This is a genomic window from Pseudomonas sp. RIT-PI-o, assembly GCF_001297215.1.
GTDB lineage: Bacteria > Pseudomonadota > Gammaproteobacteria > Pseudomonadales > Pseudomonadaceae > Aquipseudomonas > Aquipseudomonas moraviensis_A.
On record NZ_LHPA01000054.1, the window covers coordinates 1 to 596 of the forward strand.

At 59.7% G+C, this 596-nt stretch carries 1 protein-coding gene; it reads right to left on the minus strand.

Features of this window, described 5'->3' with window-relative positions; genetic code table 11:
* A partial coding sequence (locus tag AEQ63_RS26980; protein WP_177330626.1) for an immunoglobulin-like domain-containing protein occupies window positions 1–596 on the minus strand: 596 nt, incomplete at both ends.

Consider the following 596-nt stretch of genomic DNA (forward strand, 5'->3'; position numbering starts at 1 on the left):
CCGGCGTCTTTGTAGACGTCATCGGACGGTGCCGGAACGGTCGCAGTGCCGGTGGTTTCGCCAGCCTTGATGGTGATCACGGCACCGTTCGACAGGGTCACGGTAACAGGCGAGCCTGCAGCGTTGGTCAGTGTCGCGGTGTACGTAATCTGACCGCCCTCAACCACAGAACCGGTCGCGCTCAGCGACAGATTGGTAGTGTCGGCAACGTCTGTGACGGAGGTCGAAACCGGGGTTTTGTCCGCCACCAGATTTTCGAAATTACCGCCGCTTACGCCAGTGATCGAGTTGGTCAGCGGAGCGTTGCCGGTCAGCGCATCGTTCGGTGCGGTAAAGGTCGCAATGCCGGAAGTCTGGCCTACAGCGATGGTGATGTTCTGACCATTCGCTAGGGTCACGACCACAGGCGAGCCAGTAACTGGAGCGCCAACTGTTGCGGTGTAAGTCACAGTGCCGCCTTCGGCCACCGAAGTATCAGCCGTCAGTTTGACGGTCGAGGTGTCGATGGTGTCGGTGACTTGAGTGATCGCTGGCGTAGTGCTCGGAACAAGGTTCTCGAAGTTGCCACCGGTGGCGCTGGTGATCGTTGCCTGCAC